The organism is Pseudomonas sp. MEJ108, from assembly GCF_030208985.1.
Taxonomy (GTDB): domain Bacteria; phylum Pseudomonadota; class Gammaproteobacteria; order Pseudomonadales; family Pseudomonadaceae; genus Aquipseudomonas; species Aquipseudomonas fragariae.
In genome coordinates this window covers 285182-302158 of the sequence record NZ_JARVSW010000004.1, presented here as the reverse complement: position 1 = coordinate 302158, position 16977 = coordinate 285182, and the positions used below count along the sequence as shown (strand labels likewise).

Genomic DNA, 16977 nt, shown 5'->3' with positions numbered 1-16977 from the left:
TGGTTGCAGGCGGCGGATTATCGGGCTCGCGTGACGAGTTTTTGCCTGGTCAGCCGGGAAACGGAATACTTTCAATCACTTCCAGATCGTAGCCGGTCAACCCTGCGTATTTCAGTGGCGGGCCGAGGTGGCGCAGCTTGCCGACGCCCAGGTCCTGCAAGATCTGTGCGCCCGTACCGACCTCGGAATAAATGCGCGATTGCGAGCGGGTGTATTGACGGGGTGGCTGGGTGAGTTGCGGGATGCGCTCCAGCAGCGCCTGGGACGATTCGTGATTGGCCAGCACCACTACCACACCGTGACCTTCCTGTGCGACACGTTGCAGGGCGGCCCAGAGTGTCCAGTTGGCAGGCCCGTTGTATTCGGCGCCGACCAGGTCGCGCAGCGGGTCGACCACATGCACGCGTACCAGCGTGGCGGCGTCGCGCCGGATGTCGCCCATCACCATGGCCATGTGCACGCCACCTTCGATGCGGTCTTCGTAGCTGAACAGACGGAAGGTGCCGTGCACGGTCGGCAGTTCGCGCTCGCCAATCCTGACGATGGTGTGTTCGGTGCTCAGGCGGTAATGGATCAGGTCGGCGATGGTGCCGATACGGATGTCGTGCTTTTTGGCGAACACTTCCAGGTCGGGTCTTCTGGCCATGCTGCCGTCATCATTCATCACTTCAACGATGACCGACGCTGGCGTGAAACCGGCCAGCCGGGCCAGGTCGCAGCCCGCTTCGGTATGCCCGGCGCGGGTCAGCACGCCGCCGTCGCGAGCGCGCAATGGAAAGATATGGCCCGGCTGCACCAGGTCCTCCGGTACCGCGTGCGGGTTGACGGCGGCCTGCACGGTACGCGCACGATCTGCCGCGCTGATGCCGGTGGTCACACCCGTCGTCGCCTCGATGGATACCGTGAACGCGGTGGCGAATACGCTGCCGTTGCTGGGCACCATCTGTTCCAGGCCCAGACGCTGACAGTGCTCGTCGGTCAGCGTCAGGCAGATCAGACCGCGCGCTTCGCGAGCCATGAAGCTGATTGCCTGCGGCGAACAGCAGTCGGCGGCGAGTAGCAGATCGCCTTCGTTTTCCCGGTCTTCGTCGTCGACCAGCAACACCATCTTGCCCTGGCGGTAGTCTTCAATGATATCTTCGATGCGATCGAACGCCATAGTCAGTTTCCCGGTTTTATGGGTGGATGAATCGTGGTATACCATAAGACAGAATATTTCACAGATTGCCTATCAATGAAACAGCGAGCTCGCGATGAAAGCCTATTGGATTGCACACGTTGATGTGACCGACCCCCAGCAGTACAGCGAATACACCCAGCGCGCCCCGGCGGCTTTCGAGCTGTTCGGTGGCAGGTTCCTGGCGCGCGGCGGGCGTTCCGAGGCGCTTGAAGGGCGCGGCACGCCGCAGCGCACGGTGATTATCGAATTTGAATCCTACGAAAAGGCGCTGGCCTGTTATCAGTCGCCCGAGTATCAGCATGCGATGAGCCACAGGCAGGGCGCTTCCAAGGCCGAGATCGTGATCGTCGAGGGGCAGTTTTAGGCGTTCAGTGGCGAGCTGAAAGCGTCAGGCGTTCACCGGATAAAGTGCACCTTGCCGGTGTCGTCGTTGCCGATATAAATACCGTAGACACCGGCCTGATGTTCTTCGATATAGCGTTCCAGTATCTGCCGGATAGCGGGGTAATAGATGCTGTCCCACGGGATGTCTTCGGCGGCGAAGAATCTGTAGTCCAGGGTTTCCGGGCCGAACTGGCCGGTCACCTCCAGCGCGATGGCACGGAACACGATGTAGACTTCGCTGATGCGCGGCACGCTGAAAATGGAGTAGGGCGAAAGGATCTCGGCGCGTACACCGGTTTCTTCCCAGACTTCACGCAGCGCCGCCTGCTCGGTGGTTTCACCGCTTTCCATGAAACCGGCAGGCAGTGTCCAGGTGCCGGGGCGCGGCGGGATGGCACGCTGGCAGAGCAGGTACTTGCCTTCCTGCTCGATGATGCAACCCGCGATGATCTTCGGATTGACGTAGTGAATGTACTGACAGCCGCCACAGACCAACCGCACATGCGTATCGCCCGACGGCACACGCTGAACCAGATCAGCGCTACCGCATTGGGGACAGAAGCGCGGTGTGGCCATTTCAGCGACCTATGCGAGGTTCTTTCAGCGCGACGGGGGCGACGATGTCGCGGACTTTGCTGACTTCATCCTGCTTGGATTTGAGGTATTCCAGCGCCACGCGTGCGGCGTTGCGTACGTGATCGACCGACGCCTGATGCGCGGCCAGCGGGTCGCCGCTCTTGATCGCTTCGACCATGAGCTCCATTTCCTTGTTGCTGGCACCGCGGCGGTTTTCCTGGGATACCGAGGTGGCGCGCAGGTAGCTGATGCGCGCCTGCAACTGGCGTAACTGGGTCGCGGCCACATGGTTGCCCGAGCCTTCCAGCAGTACATCGTAGAAACCCTGGACCGAGTCGATCACCTGCTGCAGTTCGCCTTCCTTGAGCGCCTGACGATTTTCCTCCAGGGCTTTTTCCAGTGCACGAATGTCCTTGGGTTTGGCCCGCAGGGTAAACAGCTGAACGATCAGGCCTTCGAGCACGCAGCGCAGCTCGTAGATATCGCACGCGTCAGCCAGCGTGATGATGGCAACACGCGGGCCCTTGGCATCGGCGAACTCGACCAGACCTTCGGATTCCAGGTGGCGCAGTGCCTCGCGTACCGAGGTGCGGCTCACACCGAGGCGGTCACACAGATCACGCTCGACCAGACGGTCACCCGGCAGCAGCTGAAAGTTCATGATTGCGCTGCGCAGCTTGTCCAGCACGATCTCGCGCAGCGTGACGGGGTTGCGGTTGACCTTGAAGGTGTCGTCGAGAGGCAGGCGTTTCATCGGGTGTGCTCGGAATGGGGCTGTCAAAGTAAAAACGTGACTGGAAATAAAGTCTCGCTCATGTCGGCAACCCGCACACTGCGCGGGCTGCTGCATGGCCCGGACGGATGAACCCGGGTCGTGGTCGAGTTTATCACGCCCATGCCTGCAACCACCAAAACCGCCCTGAGCCGCCTCAGACGATGGCTGGCAGTGCGCCCATCTTGCCCCGGTGATAAACCATCGGTGTGACCGGAGTCGCGGGCAGGATCAGGTTTTTCACCCGACCGACAATGATCGCGTGATCGCCGCCGTCGTATTCGCGCCACAGTTCACACTCGATGATCGCTGTGGAGTTGCCCAGCAGCGGGTTACCCAGCTCGCTCAACTGCCACTCGATGCCCTTGGTCTTGTCCTTGCCCTTGCTGGCAAACGCATAGGCTTCTGTCTGCTGATCGGCAGACAGCAGGTGAATCGCGAATTTCCTGCTGTCGCGCAACACCGGGTAAGTGTCCGATTCGTAGTTGGGGCAGAACAGCACCAGTGCCGGGTCGATGGACAGCGCGCTGAATGCGCTGGCAGTAATGCCGACCAGATTGCCCTCAGGGTCCAGGGTGGTGACGATGGTCACGCCCGAAGGGAATGACGCCATGACTTCTTTGTAAATACCGGGTTCTATCATCGCAGCGGCCTCGTTAACGCATGACAAATGGATCAGGCATGGGCGCCTGCGAAAGGTTGATCCACACCGTTTTCAGTTCGGTGTAGGCCAGCACGGAGTCTATCCCGCTCTCACGACCGTAGCCGCTATTTTTGAAACCACCGATAGGCGCCATGGCCGACACGGCTCGATACGTATTCACCCAGATGATACCTGAGCGAATATCCCGCGCCAGGCGGTGCGCGCGTCCCAGGTCGCGGGTCCAGATGCCGGCGGCGAGGCCGAACTGGGAGTCGTTGGCGATGGCCAGCGCTTCGGCTTCGTCCTTGAAACGAATCACCGAGGCCACCGGACCGAACACTTCTTCCTGCATGATCTTCATCGAATTGTGATCGCACTCGAACAGCGTAGGTTCATAGAACCAGCCTTTGCTGTCCAGCTCCGGTCGCTTGCCGCCCAGACGCAGGCGTGCACCTTCGGCCAGCGCGTCGGCTACCAGGCCTTCTACCACGGCCAGTTGCTGGGCGGTGGCCATCGGGCCCATTTCGGTGCCTTCATCCTGCGGATTGCCGATCCGGATCCGACTGGCGCGTTCGGCCAGGCGTTCCACGAATTCGTCGTAGATTTCGTCCTGCACCAGCAGTCGCGAGCCGGAAACACAGCTTTGCCCGGACGCCGCATAGATGCCGGCGACGGCGCCATTGATGGCGCTGTCCAGGTCGGCGTCGGCGAAGATGATGTTGGGTGATTTTCCCCCCAGCTCCAGTGACAGTTTGGCAAAGTTCTCCGCGCTGCTGCGCACCACATGTCGCGCAGTGGCCGCGCCACCGGTGAAGGCTATCTTGCGCACCAGCGGGTGCCGGGTGAGGGCTGCGCCAGTGGTCGGGCCGTAACCGGTGATGACGTTGACCACGCCAGGCGGAATGCCGGCTTCAAGTGCCAGACGCGCCAGTTCGAGCACGGTCGCCGAGGCGTGTTCCGAGGGTTTGAGGACGATGGTGTTGCCAGCAGCCAATGCCGGGGCCAGCTTGATGGCGGTGAGGTACAACGGGCTGTTCCAGGGGATGATCCCGGCCACCACGCCCATCGGTTCGTGCACGGTGTAGGCGAACAGGTCCGGCTTGTCGAGGGGCAGGGTGCCGCCTTCGAGTTTGTCAGCCAGCCCTGCGGTGTAATGAAAGAACTCCGGCAGGTAGCCGACCTGCCCGCGGGTCTCGCGAATCAGTTTGCCGTTGTCGCGGCTTTCCAGCTGCGACAGTTGCTCCTTGTTTTCGGCAATCAGGTCGCCCAGCTTACGCAACAGCTTGCCGCGTGCCGTGGCCGTCAAGCCGCGCCAGGCCTGACCCTCGAAGGCTTTCTGGGCGGCCTGAACGGCTCGTTCGACGTCGGCTGCGTCAGCATCCGGCAATTGCGCCCAGGGTTCGGCCAGCGCCGGGTCGAGGCTGTCGAAGGTCTTGCCGGACAACGCATCGACCCACTGACCGTCGATGCACATCTGAAAGCGGGTAAGGCTCATGCAACAATCCCCTTGATCGAATGGTGAGCGGACGCCGGTTTGTCGAGGCCGATCTTTTCGAAGAAACCGAGCAGCACCTGGTTGACCAGACGCGGCGATTCAACCGGCATCATATGGCGTTGATCGGGCAATATCGCGACCTCGGCACCGGGGATACGCGCGGCCAGTTCGCGGGCCATTTCCGGCGTCGATCCCGGGTCAAGTTCGCCCGTGGCGATCAACGTCGGTGCGCGAATATCGCCCAGATCATCGGCGCGGTACATATCCTGAGTGGCGAACAGCTTGTACGTGGTCAGGTAACCTTGCGGATCGTTGCTGGCCAGGTTGTGCCGAATGGCTGCAATCTGCGCCGGGCTGGCCGCCTGATACTCACGGCTGAACCAGCGCGAAAGCGCTTCGCCTGCGTTGGCGTCCGGGCCATGCTCGGCAGCCTGGCTGGTGCGCGCTATGACGCTGGCACGCTGTTCCGCGCTGCGATTGAAGACGCTGCTGAGCACTACCAGCCCCGACAGGTGCTGGGGGAACTCCAGCGCGAACGCACGCGCCACCAGGCCGCCCATGGAGAAACCGACGACCGCCGCCTGCGGCAACTGCAAATGTGTCAGCAGCTCGTGCAGTTGTTCGGCATAGCCCGGCAGGCCGGTGTCCGGATCGGGGCGCGGGCTGGCGCCGTGGCCGAGCATGTCGTAGGCGATGACCTGATAATGCGTGGCCAGCCCGACGATCTGGCCGCCCCACATTTCCTTGTTCAGGCCCACCCCGTGAATCAACACCATGGGGTGACCTTGGCCGGTAGCCAGATAGCTGGTACCCGCCGGGGTGTGTTCAGCGGTGAGCTGAATCATGGATCGCTCCTGCGCGGACGTTAAAGGGGATGGATCACTGGGCCTTTTCGGCGGCCAGCTCTTCCAGATCGATATACCGATTGCCGATTCGCGGGTGCAGGCGTCCGCCGTTGGCGGCGCCAAGGACTACGATGATTTCGTCGGCGCGGGGCGAATCTTCGATGTGCATTTCCAGGGTGATGTAGTGCGAGCGCAGCCCTTCATCGTCCTTGTGCATCATCGGAATCTGGATCGACGTACCTGGGCCGCCGCGTTTGTTGGTGAAGCTCAGGTAGCTCTTGGCCTGGACGGCCTCACGGTAATGATTGCCAAAGCGCAGGGTATGGATCACTGCCGAGGCGTGTTCGATTTCACCTTCTGCGCCGACCACTGCAGCCTTGCCGTAGGCCTCGATTTTTTCCGCACCGCCAATCGCATCGGTGAGGCGCTTGACCATCAGCTCGCCCAGTGCGGAGCAGTTGGCGCGGATCTCCGGTTTCAGGTCTTCGACGAAGCCACGGCCCAGCCAGGGGTTCTTGATCACCGCCGCCAGTCCGATCATGGTGACCGGTTTGTCGGTGGCTTTGCCGCCCTCGATAAAGGTTTCTTCGGTGTACGTGACGATCTTGCGAATTTCAAAGCTCATGAATGACTCCCGGAGCGAGTAATTTTGTATTTCGTCTGATGGTATACCATAAGATCGAGCATGCAAATCCTTTATTTGCGGCGGCTACCGGGCTTGTCGTTCATCTCATTTACCTCAATCCATACGCGCCCACAGCTCTAGGCTCTGTACGAAAAGTGGCTGCGCTCGGTGATGCTTCGTTAAAAACAGGCTCGGAATGCTCATTTACAACACGTAGACTCCGCTTCCTCGCCTGTTTTTGCCTCGCCTGACCTTCGCTCGCCGACTTTTCGTACAGAGCCTATCTCGCACTCATCGATGACCATTCGTCAGGTGTAAAGGCAATCGCTTTGAACAGGCGCCTTCTGGTTGTGACAGATATTCGGTGAGCCCTAAAAAGCCCTAACGAATTTTTTACTGAGGAGACTCCGAACATGAAAGCCATCGTCTATAGCGGTCCGCGTGACGTCAGTGTCAAAAACGTACCGGATGCGAAGATTCAGAAGCCGACAGATGCGCTTGTCCGAGTGACCTCCACGAATATCTGTGGCTCGGACCTGCACATGTACGAAGGCCGCACGTCGTTCGAGACCGGGCGCATTTTCGGCCATGAGAACCTCGGCCAGGTGATTGAAGTGGGCGCCGGCGTTGACCGCATCAAGGTGGGCGACTGGGTGTGCCTGCCGTTCAACATTGGCTGCGGCTTTTGCGAAAACTGTGAGAAGGGCCTGACCGGTTATTGCCTGACCGCCAACCCTGGCAGCGCTGGCGCGGCCTATGGTTTTGCCGATATGGGCGATCACGAAGGTGGCCAGGCCGAGTTGCTGCGCGTGCCGTATGCCGACTTCAACTGCCTGCTGTTGCCCGAAGATGCCGCCGAGCGTGAAGAAGATTACGTCATGCTCTCGGACATCTTTCCTACCGGCTGGCATGCCACCGAGCTGGCCGGGCTGCTGCCTGGCGAAAGCGTTGCCATCTACGGTGCCGGCCCGGTCGGTCTGATGGCTGCCCACTCGGCAATGATCAAGGGCGCGTCGCAAGTGTTCGTGGTCGACAACCATCCTGATCGTCTGGCCCTCGCGGCGAAGATGGGCGCGACGCCGATCAACTCGCTGGCGCAGGGCGCGGTGGATCAGATCCTCAATCTGACTGATGGCAAAGGCACCGACCGAGGCTGTGAGTGTGTCGGTTATCAGTGCTGCGACCGTCATGGTCACGAGGCCAATCACGTCACCATGAACAACCTCGTTGCCTCGACCAAGGCGACTGGCGGAATCGGTGTCGTGGGCGTTTTCGTGCCGCAGGATCCGGGCGCCAAAAGCGACCTCGCCAAGGAAGGCAAGATGGCCTTCGACTTTGGCTCGTTCTGGTTCAAGGGCCAGCAGATCCGTACCGGTCAGGCCAACGTCAAGGCTTACAACCGTCGCCTCGCCGAGCTGATCCACCACGGTCGCGCCAAGCCGTCGCAGATCATTTCCCATCGCCTGAAGCTTGAAGAGGGCCCTGACGCCTACAAGCACTTCGATGCGCGTGATGAAGGCTGGACCAAGGTAGTGCTCAAGCCAGGTGCGTGATAGCCGCGTTTGACCAGCCCTTTGGTTGAAAGCCCTTGTCCTATCCGCCACAGGCGATCGGCAAGGGCTTCAGCACTTCAGTCAGAACTTTTATTCAGCGAGATTTATTCAGATGAACGAAGAATACCCAAAGCCGCCATTTGCCAGTCAGCCACAGGAAGTTCCAGGCATGCAGGGCAAGATGGACCCCTATCCCGATTGCGGTGAAAAGAGCTACAAGGGCTCCGGACGTCTGCAGGGCAAGATCGCTCTGATCACCGGCGCTGACAGCGGCATCGGCCGCGCAGTGGCGATTGCCTTTGCACGGGAAGGCGCGCAGGTCGCGATCTCCTACTTGAACGAGCATGAGGACGCGCAAGAAACCAAGCGCTGGGTCGAAGAGGCGGGCCGCAAATGCCTGCTGTTGCCGGGCGACCTGGCACAGAAGCAGCAATGCGAAGACATCGTGAGCAAGACCGTTGCAGAGTTTGGTCGCATCGATGTGCTGGTCAACAACGCTGCGTTCCAGATGACGCATGAAACGCTGGACGAAATCTCCGACGAAGAGTGGGTCAAGACCTTCGATATCAACATCACCGCGATGTTTCGCATCTGCAAGGCTGCGGTTCCGCATATGCCACGGGGCGGCTCGATCATCAATACCAGTTCGGTGAATTCGGACATGCCCAAGCCGACGCTGCTGGCCTACGCGACCACCAAGGGCGCGATTGCCAACTTCACCGGTGGCCTGGCGCAGTTGCTGGGCGAGAAGGGCATCCGTGTGAACAGCGTGGCACCCGGCCCGATCTGGACGCCGCTGATCCCGGCGACCATGACCGATGAAGACGTGAAAAGCTTCGGCAGCGAGACACCGCTGGGACGCCCGGGGCAGCCGGTGGAAGTTTCGCCGATCTATGTGCTGCTGGCCTCGGACGAAGCCAGTTACATTTCCGGCTCGCGCTATGCAGTGACGGGCGGCAAGCCGATTCTGTAATTACCCCGACAACGCCTTTTTTGTTGAAACGGTGCCCAGACAGGCACCGTTTTTTCAGGCGTCAATGGCACTCTGTATCTGCACTAGCGGGTACTGCCATTGATCACCTAATTTCCAGGCTGATTCATCCGTGTTTGTGCATATCGGACAGGCTGGCCGGTCGCCATGACCAGCGACGAAAGCGTGTCGGCATTCATCTGCAATAATAAAGTCCGGGTCGTTGTGTTGCTCAAGAACTCTTGTTTTCGCTGTGCCGGGGTGCGCGCATTCTTGGTCAACGCCTGCATAGCGGCTATATAGTCGGCAGGATCAAATTGTTCTTCGTCGGGGCCATGCTGCGAGATTTCTCTTAATGACATTCGGATCTCGCTGGACCACGCCTCGACCTGTGCAGCATCCGCTCCGTCGACGAGGAGCTTGCCAGCATCCGTCAGATAATAAAACGCATCCATCGTATTCAGTTGGACATGGGAGGCCTCATGAATAATGGATCGTGCAACTTCCAGCGCATCGTAGTTGGCAAGCAGGGAGGCCGACACCCCAATCCGTTCGACCGATTCCTGAAACTCGCCTTGAAAACGAGTCGATGCGAGAATGTTTTCGGGTCCATTAAAAAGAAACAGCGTCAGATCGGATTCTGGACTGCCGATGCCCTCAATGAGCTCCTGCATCTGCCGTAAGGAATCCTCCACGTCGATACTCGTAGCGGCGCGAGCGCTGGGGGCCAGCGCCCCAAAGGTTGCGTCGAATGCCTCCTTTACGTCTTCACTTGGTGATGCTTTTAACAGCTCGGAACGCGTGAACGTCAATAACGAAACGGCAACATCCCTGGCGGCAAATATTTTAAATTGCTGCTCAGGCTTGAACTCGGAAAGGTCGTCTGCGACGACTGTAAGGGGAACGTCGTGGGGAGCAGCCCCTTGTTGATCAGCAAACCGCAAAGGCGAATTCCTGACAAAACGATATAGATTCATCCCGTCCACTGTGCCCGCCGGATCCGGATTGATCCATCGCTGCAACCATGGCGCGTAATAGCGCAAGCCGTAGTAGTACAGCCCTGTTGCATCGCGTTCCTTGCCAGAATATCGAATGGTTTTATAGCTGGCTTCAATCGTACTGCGCCCTGCCCACCACGAGGTACCACCAAACGGGTAGTAACTTTCCTGGCTGATGATGTGCGCGTTTTTATCCAGCTCCAGGGTGCCGGACCCCAGATGATCGGCGAAGCTGTAGCGAACCTGATCGTTTTCAAGTCCTTCGGGTTGACCCGCCTGCCAGTGCAACACCCGTACCTGGTTGCGCCCGGCCTGGGTGACGATAACGTGCAAAGTCTCGGCTGTGGCGCTGTTGCTGTGCAGCTCCAGGCCTGGTAAATAGCGCACTTCGGCACTGTGCACGACGGCTTTCGCCCTGGTCGTGTGGACTTTGCGCAGGCGTTGCCCACTGGCGTCGTAGACATAGCGCTCTCTGTCGTCGTCACCCGCTGCCCGGACCACCGGCCGCACTTGCTGCAACTGATTACGCCAGTCCCAGCTCATCGCTTGCCCGGCTTGCAACTTATTCAGATTGCCATTGGCGTCGAACGCGGCAGCGATGGCTGCTTCATCTGGCGGTTGATCGTTGATGACCGGCAGGCTGCGATTGCTGGTTTGCGAAGTGACCAGAGTGCGCGAGTGAGACTGGGTGCCAGTGTGAGTCAGTTGCAGCAGATTGCCGCTCGCATCATAACGATAGGTTTGCCTGTAATTGGCTAGCTGCGTCGGGTCGGGGGAAACCTGGAATGATGGAAAAACCGGGCCTTTATTGAGTTTCGCGGACTCCGTCCCCGTAGCCTGGATCAACTGATACAGCGTGTCGTATTGATAAGTCGACACCGGTTCAAGGCGCTGATTGCGATAGTACCGCGTCGGCTGAGCGCGATCTTCAATACGCAGGACATTGCCCACCGGGTCGTAGTCATACAGCAGATGTTGCAGCAGTTGGCCATCTGCTCGTGTGCCTTTGAGTTCAATCAGACGGCCATTTGCGGCGTCATGCAACGCCTTGGTCATAACACCGTTGCCAGCCGTTTCCGAGGTTACGTGGCCTTGAGCGTCGTAATCGATCCTGTGAATCAGAATTCGCTCTGTCTGCCCGGGGAGGCTGAGTGAAATGGCCTCGATATGACCTGCCACACTATGGGCAAAGGTCTGGACGTTACGCTGGGCGTCCGTCTGCGAGATGACATCGCCAGGCGGACTGCGTGCCCAGCGCGTAGTTGCGCCTGGACCAGATTCGAGCAAGGCGTCACGTTCTGTCAGCGGTTCTGGCCAGTCGACATTTTCGGGATTGAAGAGAAAATGCCGCGTCTGTTCAAGCACGCCACCCGCCAGGGCGAACTCGTCATCCATTCGCGAACCAGCCGGGTCATCATGGCGTATACATTGGCCGCACTGGTTATGGCCCTTGGTATCCGGCCCGCCGTATTGCCGCCGCTCGACGCAGCGTCCGTTTTCAATGATGGCAACGGGTCTGAGCAGGGCGTCATACTGCACGCTCCGCTCAGTCCCACGGCCATCCCAGCCAGCCACGACCGCGCCGCTGTTACCGGCCAGCATCAGCCGCCAACCGGCATCGACACTGTCGCTGAGAAGCGCCTGACCACTTAGGGAAAACACAGTGGCAAGATTGACCGCAGCCTGGCTTTCCCAGAGCCTTGCATCCCAGCAGCTGACCGGATGCCCGGCAGCGTCATGAGCTGCGCGGTTTACCAGTCGTTCCGGCGTGTCGATTAACGGGTTGCGCCGAAAATCAATCGCGCGAATCTCCAGACCGCGTGGATCAATGACAGTCAGGCGGGGCGTATGATGATGCAGTGCGGCAGACTGTGCGTTCATGATCCCGTCATCCCTGACTGGTGGCTCGAATCCAGGCTGTGTAAGTTAAGTATTGTCGTAAGTGCAGCATAGCGCAGGCCAATGAGACCATTGCCCCAACGTATTGCGAGCTTGTCTAAGCGCGTGACGATGCGTCGGAAAGTCGACGAGCGGTTGCGCGTGACCCAACTCATTGCTGAACCTCGACAGTCGCATGCAGAAGGGCCTCAGGGCTCTACACAAGAAATCGCGTTACGGAGTTACGGGCGGCAAGCCGATTCTGTAGTTGCAACGAAAAATCCTGCTGTTGAAACGGTGTCCGAACAGGCACCGTTTTTTCAAGTGTCAATGACACTCTGCACAGGCGGACTGACCTGTCTGGTAGAGGCTGGTAAGAAGGTTTTTTGACATATTGAAAGGCAAAAGCTTCATAGTGAGTTAAGTATTTATAAAGGTAATGAAGTTGGTTTATGGCTGTCGGTGAAGACGGTCAGCTAACGTCGAGAAATACAGAGAATAGTATGGATGTGCAATGATTTTCAATCCAAAAATCGTCGTCCGGTATTGTCATTTATGATGGGTTAATGGCAGCCCAAAGCTCCACAAATATTGGGGTAAAAAGCGTTGACTTTAAATAGCTCAAACCGTCGGAGCCGCCTGTGCCTTTCGACTGGCCTATCGTGCGTTCGGCTAGTTTGGCATGGCGAAAGCGCCACTCTTGCAGCGCTGTGTCCAGGTCTAATAGCTGATTGAGTAATATCGCTTCGCAGGAAGGTCGCGCTAAAATAGCCGTGAGCAGATCCCTCGCATCTTCGTTTGGTTCCGCTGTGCCTATGAGTTGCTGACGAACAACGTTCCATAGTGAGGCAGGCTTAATAATAACGGCCAGTCTCTTTTGTATCACTTCATCGTGTTGGTATTGTTTAATTTTTTTGCTGTTCGCTTTGCCTAAAAGGGCTTCAATTCCATCAAATTGATAAGATTGAAAACCACTTGCGCTTCCCAAATAACCACGGAAGCGATGAAATTCATGAGAGTTCAACGTATTAATGATAGAGATTTGACTGACAATCGTATGAGCGATGGTATTTATGCGCGTCATAACGCTAATGGCATCAGGTATCGCCCCTTTGCTGATTAAGTCAATAACATAATGAATTTCATTGATTAATTGTTTAAACCATAATTCGTATGCTTGATGCACGATAATGAAAAGACATTCGTTGCGATGCTCGCTATGAGGTGATTTAGGTTGCTGCAATGATAATAGTTCATTTAGTCTAAGGTAGCTTGAATAATCCATGGTAAATGTTACTCCTCAGAAAAAAGGAAACAGTAGCGGTTTGCTGGGTAGAGCATCCCCTGTTAGATCCGGTAATTGTATGGAAATAAAATAATGCCCCGAGGGTGTATTTGCAGGCAATCGGATCATTTCAGTGATAGATGCAACGTTGCGTTCCTTGATGGGATGGCAGGGATCAGACAGCCCCCAGAAACAACGGTGATTATCCATCATTCCACCATCATTGAGTTTGTCAATGGAAGGTATGTCCACCAGCAGGTGTTGTACGCCTGACTTAACCACTAATTCCATGGCTTGATGACTAAAGTAAGGGGCGCCATTGCCATCAGGAAGCCATGTATTGTTATCAGTCGCAATGACCAGTGCCTGAAGATAGTCTGATCCCAGCGGGGTGATCGCACGTTCGATTGCACCTGCAGTGATAATCCAGTCATCAGCAGCGGCATGAATATTATAATGATCCTTCATCTGGGAGGCTCGTTCTAACGGAACATGAATCAACGTGGCAGCAATAAAAGGCGGAATATTGAGTTCTGCCACATCGTGTACGTCAGGCAAGAGATGACCGATACATTCAGTATGGGTGCCGTGGCAGTGTGGGACAAAACGAATGATTGAAGCGTTGCAGGAGCCTCCCAGTTTTACGCTGGCCAGACTACTGCCGTACTGTAATGGTTCTTCGAGGGCGGGGAGGATGCCATAAAGGTTGATAGCGTTATCTGCAAAACATAACTGGGCGGAGAGTTTAATGGATTCTTGAAGGCGCAGAGTGTGCATGCGTCCATTGTAAAGTATTTCAATACGAGTCATTGGAGCAGTCTCCTGGGTTTGTTTAAGTCTGGCTCTGTCGTCGGTGGCGTAATGGTTACAGGCGTGGTGGCTATCGTCTCGCCAGAAGTATCACTGTCTATAGCCTGCGATAACGATGTTAGAGCGTCGTTCGAGAAAGTTTGCGGTAGGTACGCTCAAGCGTGTCAAGTAGGCGGGAGAATGTCGAGTCATCGGTTGATGGCGCCATAATCGTAGTACGCCACCAGCGGCGGTTATCGACAAATGAAGACGCCAGGTGAAATGTTCCTTGTTGCATAAGCTCGTTGCGCACCGCAATGTGCAATCGGTCACTCTCGGCCCCTCGCATGTCGGCGTATCGAAAGCAGACAAGGTTGCTTTCTGGCTCACTAAGTGCATCGAATTCTTTTCGTTCAAGGATAAGCTGCCAGAATCTGCGCGCTGCTCGATGGCGGCTATGAACATATTCTGTCAAGCCTGCTTCGCCTCTGTGCGCCAAATTAAGAAATACCTTAAGGCCGAGTTCTGCCTTAGAACCTTCAATCGTGTAGTGCATCAGATCAGGTCCGGGACGGTTGTCGTCGAAGAAAAGGTAATCCGCACTTTGCTGAAATGCCTGGCTTAAGTCGGCAGCCGTGCGAACAAGCACGGCAGCAGCGAGTGTCGACGTTCGCAACATTTTGTGAGCATCCCAAGTGATTGAGTCTGCCTGGTCGATCCCTTTCAGCCGGTTGCGTAACTCGGGAACGATTAAAGCCGATCCTCCATGAGCTGCGTCGACATGCAGCCAAACGCTTTCTTTATGGCAGGCGTGGGCGATTTCCTGTAAGGGATCGAACAGGCCCGTCGGCGCAGCGCAGGCGTTGGCGACAACTGCCATCACCGTACGTCCCGCACGTTGATGGGCTCTGATGCTTTCACTAACCTGCGCACCTATAATGCGTCCGAAGCGATCACAGGGCAGCGCGCATACAGCACGACTTCCAAGGCCAAGGATGGCGGCCGCTCGTGCCACGGAGACATGGGCGTTTTCTGGTGCAAGGATGACCGCATTTTGTGGAGTCCCGAGCTGCCACGCTTCGGGAAATACATGATGGCGGGCAACGAGAAGCGCGGTGAGGTTAGCCAGCGAACCGCCATGAACAAGAGTCGCGCCAGACTCGTCGGGGCGCCAACCCACTTTTCCGAGCATCCATTCAGTGACCACCAGTTCTGCAGCTACTCCGGCGGCGCCCATCTCGAATAAGGACATGGCGTTGTTGCTTACGCCGTGCACGAGATCGGCAATGGCCGAACCGATATCGGGAACCGCACATTGGTGAGCCATATAGCCGGGATGGTGGAGCCGCGTTCCTTGGGCCAGATATTCCTTAACAAAGGCGGCAAGGGTGTCGTCCGTCATTCCGCCCGATTTAATGCAATTACGCATTCCCAAATCGTTGATCAGGCGCTCTGGGGGAGTTTGTTTTAATACCGGTACCTTGCCTTTCTGCGAGTCCTGTACATAGGCGTCCAGCACGTTGGCCACTGCCTGTACAGCGCCAGTGAGCTCACCCGCGTGCCAACCGTGGCATTCGTCTTTGTGCATCATGTGATGTCCTCTTTCAAGATCGCACGCGGGTTTTGCATCGTAATGCATCCCGGATGCACGCCGAGCCCCATGGAAGCGTCAATAACGGCTCCATGCAGGGCAATAGCTGCCTCCGTAGTTAGCCACCACAGGATCTCGGAAATCTCGTCCGGACGGATGAGTCGTCCCTTCGGGAGACGAGCAATGAGTTCATCAGCCGAGGCAGGCGATAAGGGATCCAACGTGCTTTGACGGAACATAGGCGTATCCACGGCCCCAGGACACACGCAAAATATCTCTACTGGATCATGAATAAGTTCCGCCGCCCATTGTCTCGTCAGGAATGCAATCGCGGCCTTGGTCATGCCATCGGTGTCCCTGAACCCCGGAAAGGCTGCTATTCCACCATCTACGCTTGAGAGCATGAGTATTTTCCCGTAGCCACGTTTCAACATGCCAGGAAGAAGCTGTTTGGTTAGCCAGAGCGGCCCCAGGCAGTTTACTTGCGTGAATAACTCGTCCTGTAGATGCCGCTCTTCTAGTCCGGCAAGTTCGACAGTTTTAGTGCCTAGTGCAGCGTTGTTGACCAGAATGTCGATTTCAGCGGGGAGCGCGCCAATGAGCTGTTGAAGGCTGTCCCAACTACTTTGATCAAACGGTAAGGCGTTGGGGGGGGATAAGGGCATTTCGACGAAGAGCGTTAATAAGTTCATGCGCGCGCTTCTTGCCGCGATGATAAGTAAACCATACTTGATCGCCCCTGCTGGCGAACGTACGTACTGCCGCAGCTCCAATGCCGCTAGAGCCACCGGTAATTAAAATATTTCTGCTCTTTCTCGGTTTCACAGCTTTCTCGTCCATCATGACAACTCCTGAAGAAAGTTAAAGTATCCGTTCTGATGAATGTGCTTGCCTGACATGCCTCATGTCTGTTGTGCTCTTTGAGCCTGTGTTTCTCATTGAGCCTGTCGTCTTTAATGTTCTATCAGTGTCTGAGAACTGTTGAAATTTTACGTCAATATAAAGTTGTGCCCATCAAAAATGAATGACGTTTATTGTGACTTACGCCACGGCAACCACCCACGGGTTTGGGGAGCACGGATACTCCGGCCAACTTGTCGCGCCCATACCTATCCGCTGTTTACGTCTTCGGGTACTGGCGCAGTCAAGGTCGGATGAGCGAACTGACGCATGGGCGACTCGGATCAGCTGGTTTGTAAGTCTTCGCAGGTAGGGAGCTTCTTTGGAGACTCTTTAAGCGTAGAAGACTAGGAAAAATAATCAATAATTAATATCAGGCTAGGAAGGCTGTGACCGTTTAAATGCAAGCTATCGCTTTAAAAAAGCGTATAACGTTAAAGAACTCATACGGTAACGATACACGTGTGTAACGCCCCGACTACGACTCAGTGAT

At 56.8% G+C, this 16977-nt stretch carries 16 protein-coding genes; 3 read left to right on the top strand and 13 right to left on the bottom strand.

Annotated features, from left to right (window positions below):
- Positions 1-49 precede the first annotated feature (49 nt).
- Complete coding sequence (gene ribBA / locus QRN50_RS02415) at positions 50-1159, bottom strand: bifunctional 3,4-dihydroxy-2-butanone-4-phosphate synthase/GTP cyclohydrolase II (RefSeq protein ID WP_024638820.1); 1110 nt, start codon at positions 1157-1159, stop codon at positions 50-52.
- Positions 1160-1253: 94 nt separating this feature from the next.
- Between ribBA and QRN50_RS02410 the strand changes: the two genes are divergently transcribed.
- A complete protein-coding gene (locus tag QRN50_RS02410) occupies positions 1254-1544 on the top strand; it encodes a DUF1330 domain-containing protein (protein WP_060406201.1) in 291 nt (96 codons plus the stop codon).
- A gap of 32 nt (positions 1545-1576) precedes the next feature.
- On the opposite strand, the gene QRN50_RS02405 is transcribed toward QRN50_RS02410, so the two are convergent.
- From QRN50_RS02405 to QRN50_RS02380, 6 genes are all read right to left on the bottom strand, one after another.
- Entirely contained in the window at positions 1577-2140 is a 564-nt protein-coding gene (locus tag QRN50_RS02405; RefSeq protein ID WP_024659725.1) for an NUDIX hydrolase, read from the bottom strand.
- Position 2141: 1 nt separating this feature from the next.
- Positions 2142-2894 (bottom strand): GntR family transcriptional regulator, encoded by a 753-nt coding sequence (locus QRN50_RS02400; RefSeq protein WP_003405525.1) that lies wholly within the window; start codon positions 2892-2894, stop codon positions 2142-2144.
- 175 nt (positions 2895-3069) lie between these two features.
- Positions 3070-3555, bottom strand: a complete 486-nt coding sequence (locus QRN50_RS02395; RefSeq protein WP_024659726.1) for a flavin reductase family protein — start codon at positions 3553-3555, stop codon at positions 3070-3072.
- A 13-nt stretch (positions 3556-3568) separates the two neighbouring features.
- A complete protein-coding gene (locus tag QRN50_RS02390) occupies positions 3569-5050 on the bottom strand; it encodes an aldehyde dehydrogenase (protein ID WP_024659727.1) in 1482 nt (493 codons plus the stop codon).
- Positions 5047-5895 carry an alpha/beta fold hydrolase gene (locus QRN50_RS02385; protein WP_096126941.1) on the bottom strand — a complete coding sequence of 283 codons (849 nt, stop codon included), beginning with the start codon at positions 5893-5895 and terminating at the stop codon, positions 5047-5049. Before QRN50_RS02385 ends, QRN50_RS02390 begins: the two co-directional genes overlap by 4 nt.
- 34 nt (positions 5896-5929) lie before the next feature.
- Positions 5930-6520, bottom strand: a complete 591-nt coding sequence (locus QRN50_RS02380; protein WP_003405503.1) for an amino acid synthesis family protein — start codon at positions 6518-6520, stop codon at positions 5930-5932.
- A 413-nt stretch (positions 6521-6933) separates the two neighbouring features.
- Here QRN50_RS02380 and QRN50_RS02375 point away from each other — a divergent pair, with 413 nt between their 5' ends.
- Both QRN50_RS02375 and QRN50_RS02370 read left to right on the top strand, forming a co-directional pair.
- Complete coding sequence (locus QRN50_RS02375) at positions 6934-8073, top strand: glutathione-independent formaldehyde dehydrogenase (protein ID WP_096126739.1); 1140 nt, start codon at positions 6934-6936, stop codon at positions 8071-8073.
- 112 nt (positions 8074-8185) lie between these two features.
- Positions 8186-9046, top strand: coding sequence for an SDR family oxidoreductase (locus tag QRN50_RS02370; RefSeq protein WP_011267661.1), 861 nt, complete (start codon positions 8186-8188; stop codon positions 9044-9046).
- A gap of 107 nt (positions 9047-9153) precedes the next feature.
- Here the strand turns inward: QRN50_RS02370 and QRN50_RS02365 are convergent, their stop codons facing one another.
- The 6 genes from QRN50_RS02365 to QRN50_RS02340 all read right to left on the bottom strand — a co-directional run bounded on the left by QRN50_RS02365 (position 9154) and on the right by QRN50_RS02340 (position 16424).
- Positions 9154-11922 carry an RHS repeat domain-containing protein gene (locus QRN50_RS02365; RefSeq protein ID WP_096126738.1) on the bottom strand — a complete coding sequence of 923 codons (2769 nt, stop codon included), beginning with the start codon at positions 11920-11922 and terminating at the stop codon, positions 9154-9156.
- 550 nt (positions 11923-12472) lie between these two features.
- The gene (locus tag QRN50_RS02360) at positions 12473-13204 is read right to left on the bottom strand and encodes a tryptophan 2,3-dioxygenase family protein (RefSeq protein ID WP_032653631.1); all 732 of its coding nucleotides are present in this window, start codon (positions 13202-13204) and stop codon (positions 12473-12475) included.
- Positions 13205-13219: 15 nt separating this feature from the next.
- Positions 13220-14014 (bottom strand): cyclase family protein, encoded by a 795-nt coding sequence (locus tag QRN50_RS02355; RefSeq protein ID WP_032653626.1) that lies wholly within the window; start codon positions 14012-14014, stop codon positions 13220-13222.
- Between the two features lie 118 nt (positions 14015-14132).
- Positions 14133-15584 carry a pyridoxal phosphate-dependent decarboxylase family protein gene (locus tag QRN50_RS02350; protein WP_050601891.1) on the bottom strand — a complete coding sequence of 484 codons (1452 nt, stop codon included), beginning with the start codon at positions 15582-15584 and terminating at the stop codon, positions 14133-14135.
- The gene (locus tag QRN50_RS02345) at positions 15581-16276 is read right to left on the bottom strand and encodes an SDR family oxidoreductase (RefSeq protein ID WP_204903280.1); all 696 of its coding nucleotides are present in this window, start codon (positions 16274-16276) and stop codon (positions 15581-15583) included. Before QRN50_RS02345 ends, QRN50_RS02350 begins: the two co-directional genes overlap by 4 nt.
- A complete protein-coding gene (locus QRN50_RS02340) occupies positions 16215-16424 on the bottom strand; it encodes an SDR family NAD(P)-dependent oxidoreductase (protein WP_204903281.1) in 210 nt (69 codons plus the stop codon). Before QRN50_RS02340 ends, QRN50_RS02345 begins: the two co-directional genes overlap by 62 nt.
- Between the last annotated feature and the right edge of the window lie 553 nt (positions 16425-16977).

Excerpts from the sequence above, each read along its gene's own strand:
- QRN50_RS02360 (WP_032653631.1), bottom strand. The coding sequence starts at position 13,204 with ATGGATTATTCAAGCTACCTTAGACTAAATGAACTATTATCATTGCAG.
- QRN50_RS02370 (WP_011267661.1), top strand. The coding sequence starts at position 8,186 with ATGAACGAAGAATACCCAAAGCCGCCATTTGCCAGTCAGCCACAGGAA.
- QRN50_RS02355 (WP_032653626.1), bottom strand. The coding sequence starts at position 14,014 with ATGACTCGTATTGAAATACTTTACAATGGACGCATGCACACTCTGCGC.
- QRN50_RS02395 (WP_024659726.1), bottom strand. The coding sequence starts at position 3,555 with ATGATAGAACCCGGTATTTACAAAGAAGTCATGGCGTCATTCCCTTCG.
- QRN50_RS02380 (WP_003405503.1), bottom strand. The coding sequence starts at position 6,520 with ATGAGCTTTGAAATTCGCAAGATCGTCACGTACACCGAAGAAACCTTT.
- QRN50_RS02350 (WP_050601891.1), bottom strand. The coding sequence starts at position 15,584 with ATGATGCACAAAGACGAATGCCACGGTTGGCACGCGGGTGAGCTCACT.
- QRN50_RS02410 (WP_060406201.1), top strand. The coding sequence starts at position 1,254 with ATGAAAGCCTATTGGATTGCACACGTTGATGTGACCGACCCCCAGCAG.
- ribBA (WP_024638820.1), bottom strand. The coding sequence starts at position 1,159 with ATGGCGTTCGATCGCATCGAAGATATCATTGAAGACTACCGCCAGGGC.
- QRN50_RS02400 (WP_003405525.1), bottom strand. The coding sequence starts at position 2,894 with ATGAAACGCCTGCCTCTCGACGACACCTTCAAGGTCAACCGCAACCCC.
- QRN50_RS02385 (WP_096126941.1), bottom strand. The coding sequence starts at position 5,895 with ATGATTCAGCTCACCGCTGAACACACCCCGGCGGGTACCAGCTATCTG.
- QRN50_RS02375 (WP_096126739.1), top strand. The coding sequence starts at position 6,934 with ATGAAAGCCATCGTCTATAGCGGTCCGCGTGACGTCAGTGTCAAAAAC.
- QRN50_RS02345 (WP_204903280.1), bottom strand. The coding sequence starts at position 16,276 with ATGAACTTATTAACGCTCTTCGTCGAAATGCCCTTATCCCCCCCCAAC.
- QRN50_RS02390 (WP_024659727.1), bottom strand. The coding sequence starts at position 5,050 with ATGAGCCTTACCCGCTTTCAGATGTGCATCGACGGTCAGTGGGTCGAT.
- QRN50_RS02405 (WP_024659725.1), bottom strand. The coding sequence starts at position 2,140 with ATGGCCACACCGCGCTTCTGTCCCCAATGCGGTAGCGCTGATCTGGTT.
- QRN50_RS02365 (WP_096126738.1), bottom strand. The coding sequence starts at position 11,922 with ATGAACGCACAGTCTGCCGCACTGCATCATCATACGCCCCGCCTGACT.
- QRN50_RS02340 (WP_204903281.1), bottom strand. The coding sequence starts at position 16,424 with ATGGACGAGAAAGCTGTGAAACCGAGAAAGAGCAGAAATATTTTAATT.